This window comes from Shewanella carassii (assembly GCF_002777975.1).
In the GTDB taxonomy this organism is placed as follows: Bacteria; Pseudomonadota; Gammaproteobacteria; order Enterobacterales; family Shewanellaceae; genus Shewanella; species Shewanella carassii.
In genome coordinates, this window is record NZ_NGVS01000028.1 from 152,884 (window position 1) to 159,382 (window position 6,499).

Sequence of the window (6,499 nt, forward strand, 5' to 3'; positions counted from 1 at the left end):
GGTGCCCACCACCTGCAGGTCACGTTTTGTTGTGGATCTCTCACCCGCCCAGCGGGGCTCTCACCTGCCGTAGCCGGCGTCATCTGACCCGAATAAAGAGATCAAAAAGGTAGAATAATTATGATGTCTTCAAAGACAAATACCGCTGTACCTACTACATCATCATGGCTGGAACGCTTCTTCAATATCAGCGCTCGTGGCAGCACTGTCCGCCAGGAAGTGATCGCCGGTTTGACCACGTTTCTTGCCATGGTTTACTCAGTTATCGTTGTCCCCTCCATGCTGGGAAAGGCCGGGTTTGATCCCGGCTCCGTGTTTATTGCCACCTGTCTGATTGCCGCCTTCGGCTCACTGCTGATGGGCCTGTGGGCCAATCTGCCGATGGCCATAGGCTGCGCCATCTCACTGACTGCGTTTACCGCCTTCAGTCTGGTGTTGGGGCAGGGCATGAGCCTGCCTGTCACCCTGGGAGCGATTTTCCTTATGGGTATCGTCTTTACCTTGGTGAGCGTTACCGGCATTCGCCAGTGGGTGCTTGCTAACCTGCCCAAGGGGATTGCTCATGGTACAGGGATAGGTATCGGCCTGTTTCTGCTGCTGATTGCCACTAACAGTGTGCAACTGATTGTGGCCAATGATGCCGGTTTACCGGTCAAGCTCGGCGATATCCACAGCCTGCCGGTGATCGCCACTGTCGTGGGGTTGGCTGCCACTATCGGACTCGAGCGGCGCCGGGTGCCGGGCGGTATTCTGTTGGTGATCATCGCTCTGTCAGTGTTTGGTTTGCTGTTTGACCCCAATGTGGAGTTCAAAGGCGTGTTTGCGGTACCCGACTTGGGCGCAGAAGGCTCTTTGATTGGCCAGCTGGATATCATGGGTGCCCTTAACCCTGTGGTGCTGCCGATAGTGCTGGCGCTGGTGATGACTGCCATCTTCGATGCCACAGGCACCATAAGAGCCGTGGCCGGACAAGCAAATTTGCTGGATAAGGACGACAACATCATAGGTGGCGGCAAGGCGCTGACCTCGGATTCTGTCAGCTCTATCTTCGCCGGTCTGGTGGGCGGCGCACCTGCCGCCGTTTACATTGAATCGGCTGCCGGTACTGCAGCAGGTGGAAAAACAGGCCTGACCGCCACTGTGGTGGGGGTACTGTTCCTGCTGATGATCTTCCTGGCACCCCTGTCTTATTTGGTACCTGCCTACGCCACGGCGCCAGCGCTCATGTATGTGGGACTGCTGATGTTGTCCAATGTCACCAAGCTGGACTTCGATGACAAGGTGGATGCCATGGCGGGACTGACCTGCGCAGTATTCATCATACTCTCCTGCAACATAGTTACAGGCATTATGTTGGGGTTTGCCACTCTGGTTATCGGCCGTATCTGCAGCGGCGAGTGGCGTAAGCTCAAGCCAGGTGTGTTGGTTATCACCATAGGCCTGGTGGTGTTCTACATGGGCGGCTGGGCCATTTAACCCTTAGGCCCTTAGACCCTTATGGCTGGTGGCGGAAACTATCCCCCGCGAGAGTAAGCTTAATCGACTTAAACAAAGACCCCAGCCTAGGCAGGGGTCTTTGTTGTGAGAGCCGAGTCTTTCACCCCTGAGGCACACTTGGGTGCTAATGGCTAGCCGTCCTTGATAACTTGTCCGATACCGCAGCTGTTAGCTGCAGGCAAGCCCGTCGGCGCCGTATTTGATCATCCCTGAGCTGGAAACCGTCACACTTCTTGAGCCGCTGGCCTGTTTGGACGGGCAATAGATAAAGGTTACTTCGCCCGTGCTTGAGCTTAGGCCATCGGCACGAAAGCCGACATTACCGCCCTTGATGGCATCTTTACTATCGATGCCTTCCACGACTCGCAGCACTTTTTCATTGCCACTGGCCTTGGTATAAACCTTGAGACCATTGTTGAAGTTATCGGCGCAGCCATCGGCCTTTTGATAACCACAAACTTCCACTGCCATGCCGTAGCTGATGGCCTGATTGCGGGCAAAAGACAAGGCTTGTTCTATGCGGCTTATTTCCGATTTACTGCGATAGCTTTCATATAAGGAGGTGAGTGAAGGGACCCCTACCGACAGCAGTATGGCGGCAACGGCAATGGTGACCATGAGTTCGACCAAGGTAAAGCCGCGGGTTCTGGAACAGGAACAATCAGGTACAGCCATAATCGACTCTTCACGTGAATAGATACGCTTAAGTATAAGTGAATGAGTTGTTAATTACAGCTATCTTTGCAAATCCGGGAGATTGGCGGTTTATTCAAACACCATCAGTATTCTGACACTGGATGTTTTCATCCTGGGAGTGACGAACTCGCCCGGCCGAATTGATCACCAAGGCCCTGGATTGAGGGCTGTCTACCCGACCTGGGCAGTAGGTGAAGGTGGCATTGGTTCCTGTTGCCAATCCGTCTGGCAAAAAGCGTATCGCCTCCCGGTTGCACTTGAGTATGTCTTTACTATTAAAGGCCCCGGTTTGATATAAGAGTTTGTCATCTTCATCCAGGACATGGTTGCCGTTGCCATCACTGAAAACCGTTACCCCTTGCTGCCAGGCATCGGCTTCACAGCGGCCATCCTTGAGCGCGCAGACACTGACTCTGACACCATAACTGATGGCCTGATTGCGGGCAAATTGCAGCAGTTGTTGTACTTGTTGGATACCGGTTTTTGCACGATAACCTTCGTAGAGGGAGTTGAGCGAAGGCGCTCCGATGGCAACCAGTACCGCCAGCAATAGCAAGGCGATCATGAGTTCCAGTAGTGAAAAACCAAGCTGTAAATGACGCATAATCTCATCCTTGAGTGTTGGATGGCCCGCATCCGGCGAACCTGAGTGTTGTCTTAGTTTAGTCGTGCTTAAAGCTTGTTTTTGGAGCATCCTTAGATGAGTTTGTACTAAATATTGCAGTTGCTTCCGCAAGGAATGAATAAGTCAACGGCATGGCTGAGTGCGGCTGCTGAATAGAGCCTTGGTTTTTTCATCTGAGCGGACAATCACTTCTTGCCCGCAGTATGTCGTGATAAGCTATTGCAATTGTATGCGAACAAGCAAAATAGCGAGCTATTTCTCCGGTCAAATTGACTTGGAAATGGTCATGAGTTGCGGAAGAATTCCAAGCCCTAAAGGAGTGCCTGATGAAGAAAGTGGAAGCCATAATCAAGCCGTTTAAACTGGACGATGTCCGTGAGGCGTTGGCTGAGATAGGAATAACCGGTATGACGGTTCTGGAAGTCAAAGGTTTTGGCCGCCAGAAGGGACATACAGAGTTGTACCGTGGTGCCGAGTATATGGTCGACTTTCTGCCCAAGGTGAAGATAGAGCTGGTTATTCAGGATGATCTGCTGGAACAGGCTCTGGATGTGATTGTCGAAACCGCCCGTACCGGTAAAATCGGCGACGGCAAGATCTTTGTGACCGATATTGAACGCATTATTCGTATCCGTACCGGTGAAGAAAATGAAGAAGCGGTATAAAAACGAACGTAAAAAATGAGGTTCATTGCAGATTCGCGTGAACTGAAAATGAAAACGGTTGGAGAGTTATTGTTTAGTCGCCAAATAAAAATAATGACCCATTCCAACCGTTCTTGATGTCGAATATTACCTGCACTAGCTCAGACTTGTACTGACAGTGTAGTGGTCAAGTTAATTGGCCACTATAAGCCAATCACACTCAGAACCAAAACCACCGAATGTTCCTGCGTCCGTTTTAGCAGTTTTTTATGTGTAAAACCACGATTATCGTAGTAAAGAAAAATATTTATCCAAGGTGATCTCTGCTACCCAACACTCCAGCGTACCTTCACAGGATAAACCTAATGGATTCAAAGGAGTACAGGCACTTTTGATAGGTACTAGAGAGTTTTCAATTTGATATTCAAAAGTGTAATATTCCGTTTTGTATATGAATTTATCCCCCAATAAACGACCATTCTCATCGTCGTGCCTCATAAAATAACGCGTAATTACGTGGACTTCCTCATCGTTCTCTTCAACTAATTGAGAAACAACATTGGCCATTCCTTCGTAACATTCAAATATTAATTCAGAGAACTTATATTCATTAAAAGTATCAGTCATATTGATAGGGCGAAAATATATATGAGGTCTAAGAATAACACCTTCATTAGAACTAAAAGCCACATTTAATCCACTATGAGGCACTTGTTCATATAAGCTTTTTTTAAGAATCAAATGTTGGTCGAAATATATAACCTCATATAAATCATCACTCATTTACACTACATCTCCTTAACTTGTTGGCAGATTCAAATCCACATATAAAAATCAAGCCACCCACTGTAAAACAATAACTTAATCTTCTTTCTGTCTGCGTTCAAGCACCAGTAGTGGATTTGAGCACCCGGAGGTCGAAAGATATCCGTGAGTTGCAGAGGTTTGATGAAAAAAGACAAAATGAAGACACCCATAATTCTTGGCAGGTTTCTCTCACCTTGTCTAGGCTTGAATGGAGCCTTTGAAAAGGAAAGGATGCCATGCCGAGGCCAAGATATGCTCAAGTTAGTCTTGAGGACACCCCCTTCTACCACTGCATTTATAAAGCACGTCCCTGTGCTTTCCCCTTCGGGCCAGCTGGAGCTGTTCAAATTCATTCCCGATGAATTTGTCCCGCTGTGTACGCCGCGCCTTTCTATGTGGTGTTGATGACTATTCCGGCAAGAGCTATGAACATCGCCGTGATTGGGTTGAATCGCGTCTATTAGAGCTGGCGGCCGTCTTTTCCATTGACTTGTGTGCCTATGCGGTCATGTCCAATCATCTGCATTTGGTACTCAGAGTTGACTTGAAAACAGCCACTGAATGGACATTGGAGCAGGTTTTACAGCGTTGGCACCTGCTTTACAGTGGAACTCTGTTATCCCAGCGTTTTCTGCGCGGTGAAACACTTTCTGATATTGAATATCTCACTCTGCAACAAACCACTGAAGTCTATCGCCAACGTTTGATGGATATCAGTTGGTTTATGCGGGCGCTCAATGAACCTATTGCCAGACAAGCCAACCGGGAAGACGGATGCCGCGGTCGCTTTTATTCGCCGCCATCCCTGGCGCTCTCCCTGCGGGCCAGCTAAAGCTGTTCAAATTTATTCCGGATAAATTTGTGGGAAGGCCGCTTCAAATCCCAGGCACTATTGGATGATGCAGCCGTATTGGCCTGCATGGCTTATGTTGACCTGAACCCTATCCGCGCGGGAATAGCTAAAACCCCGGAAGACTCAGACTATACCAGTATTCAACGGCGGATACGGGCCGCGATGCAAGGTAAATACACACCTGAGCTGTTACCCTTTGTCGGCAATGAACGGCTGAACATGCCACAAGGATTGTACTTTGAAGCCAAAGATTATCTGCAACTGGTCGATGATACCGGGCGCATTATCCGCCATGACAAGCGTGGCCGCATTACTGCCGACACTACGACCATTTTGAATCGTTTAAACATCCCTATCGACAACTGGCTCAAGTTAACGACTGATTTTAGCCGTCTATTCAAAGGGCCAGTGGGTACACTGGAGTCACTTACAGACTACTGTACTCACCTACAACGACGACGAAGACAAGGGGCCGCTAATTGTCAGACGCTGTTTAGCTGAATCCNAGACTACTGTACTCACCTACAACGACGACGAAGACAAGGGGCCGCTAATTGTCAGACGCTGTTTAGCTGAATCCCCGAGGCTCCAAGATATTTATCTCCAATCGAACTTTGTTCGACCTCCATCGTGTCTGAAATTCGACTTTTTCGCTCATTTCAATAACCGAGCGCCCCTCAAAAGGCTTGAAAGATTATTTTCTCCCAGTGAAAACATCAGTGTTTCTGTGATCTAGGCAACTAGAGTCTTCACTCAGCTAATAATGGGTGTCTTTGTTGTCTTACGTCAGGAGCGTCGTAGGCCGCGTTTTTTGCGGCCGATTTTTGATGGCCTTGTTAGCTGTATACAACGAATACTTCCTGTAGTTTAGTTTTATTTGTTGCCGAGATTTCGCACCAATAGATTCCAAATGGTATGCCAAAGTAATATGGCTTTAACTTCAGCTTGAATAAACCTGGGGTATATGGCTTGAAAGACATTCTCAACTTCAATATGCCTTTCTTTATAAGAAGCTCATTATCTTCATTTTTTAATACCTCTATCTTCGATAATGGCGCATTAAGATAAAAGTTCGTGCTCGTGCCAAATATTGGCGTGATTGTGTAGTAAGTCTCGCCGTTTTTCTCGTAGAGCTTTGAATTCAGTGTCCCTAATGGTATTTCCTGCATACTCTTCCTAGCAGCTAACGCTCTGTTAAGGTGTAAGCAACGCAATACCCAAGCCGCCGCATGCCACCTAAACACTAAACGCAACGCATACCAAAAATGCCACGCGTTGCGAATCACTCTTAAACAGTTTGTATGGATAATAACCAAGCCAAAAGGGTAAAGTGAGACCCAGGCTTTAGCGGCAACTAAAGCTTTCTATGTGGCAGTT

At 48.1% G+C, this 6,499-nt stretch carries 5 protein-coding genes and 1 pseudogene; 3 read left to right on the forward strand and 3 right to left on the reverse strand.

Annotated elements, in window-relative coordinates:
• The first annotated feature begins 120 nt into the window (after positions 1-120).
• Positions 121-1,476 carry an NCS2 family permease gene (locus CBE72_RS14015; RefSeq protein ID WP_028781194.1) on the forward strand — a complete coding sequence of 452 codons (1,356 nt, stop codon included), beginning with the start codon at positions 121-123 and terminating at the stop codon, positions 1,474-1,476.
• A gap of 189 nt (positions 1,477-1,665) precedes the next feature.
• On the opposite strand, the gene CBE72_RS14020 is transcribed toward CBE72_RS14015, so the two are convergent.
• Both CBE72_RS14020 and CBE72_RS14025 read right to left on the reverse strand, forming a co-directional pair.
• A complete protein-coding gene (locus CBE72_RS14020; protein ID WP_100144291.1) occupies positions 1,666-2,172 on the reverse strand; it encodes a GspH/FimT family pseudopilin in 507 nt (168 codons plus the stop codon).
• A 94-nt stretch (positions 2,173-2,266) separates the two neighbouring features.
• The gene (locus CBE72_RS14025) at positions 2,267-2,797 is read right to left on the reverse strand and encodes a GspH/FimT family protein (RefSeq protein WP_100144293.1); all 531 of its coding nucleotides are present in this window, start codon (positions 2,795-2,797) and stop codon (positions 2,267-2,269) included.
• Positions 2,798-3,144: 347 nt separating this feature from the next.
• Between CBE72_RS14025 and glnB the strand changes: the two genes are divergently transcribed.
• Complete coding sequence (gene glnB, locus CBE72_RS14030) at positions 3,145-3,483, forward strand: nitrogen regulatory protein P-II (protein WP_025009956.1); 339 nt, start codon at positions 3,145-3,147, stop codon at positions 3,481-3,483.
• A 264-nt stretch (positions 3,484-3,747) separates the two neighbouring features.
• Here the strand turns inward: glnB and CBE72_RS14035 are convergent, their stop codons facing one another.
• Positions 3,748-4,245 carry a hypothetical protein gene (locus CBE72_RS14035; RefSeq protein WP_054744774.1) on the reverse strand — a complete coding sequence of 166 codons (498 nt, stop codon included), beginning with the start codon at positions 4,243-4,245 and terminating at the stop codon, positions 3,748-3,750.
• A gap of 260 nt (positions 4,246-4,505) precedes the next feature.
• On the opposite strand from CBE72_RS14035, the pseudogene CBE72_RS20425 reads away from it, so the two are divergent.
• Positions 4,506-5,623 (forward strand): annotated as a pseudogene (locus tag CBE72_RS20425) (transposase).
• Positions 5,624-6,499 lie beyond the last annotated feature (876 nt).

What these genes read in the sequence shown, in the direction of transcription:
- CBE72_RS14025 (WP_100144293.1), bottom strand. Translation starts at nt 2,797, where the DNA reads ATGCGTCATTTACAGCTTGGTTTTTCACTACTGGAACTCATGATCGCC.
- CBE72_RS14020 (WP_100144291.1), bottom strand. Translation starts at nt 2,172, where the DNA reads ATGGCTGTACCTGATTGTTCCTGTTCCAGAACCCGCGGCTTTACCTTG.
- CBE72_RS14035 (WP_054744774.1), bottom strand. Translation starts at nt 4,245, where the DNA reads ATGAGTGATGATTTATATGAGGTTATATATTTCGACCAACATTTGATT.
- glnB (WP_025009956.1), top strand. Translation starts at nt 3,145, where the DNA reads ATGAAGAAAGTGGAAGCCATAATCAAGCCGTTTAAACTGGACGATGTC.
- CBE72_RS14015 (WP_028781194.1), top strand. Translation starts at nt 121, where the DNA reads ATGATGTCTTCAAAGACAAATACCGCTGTACCTACTACATCATCATGG.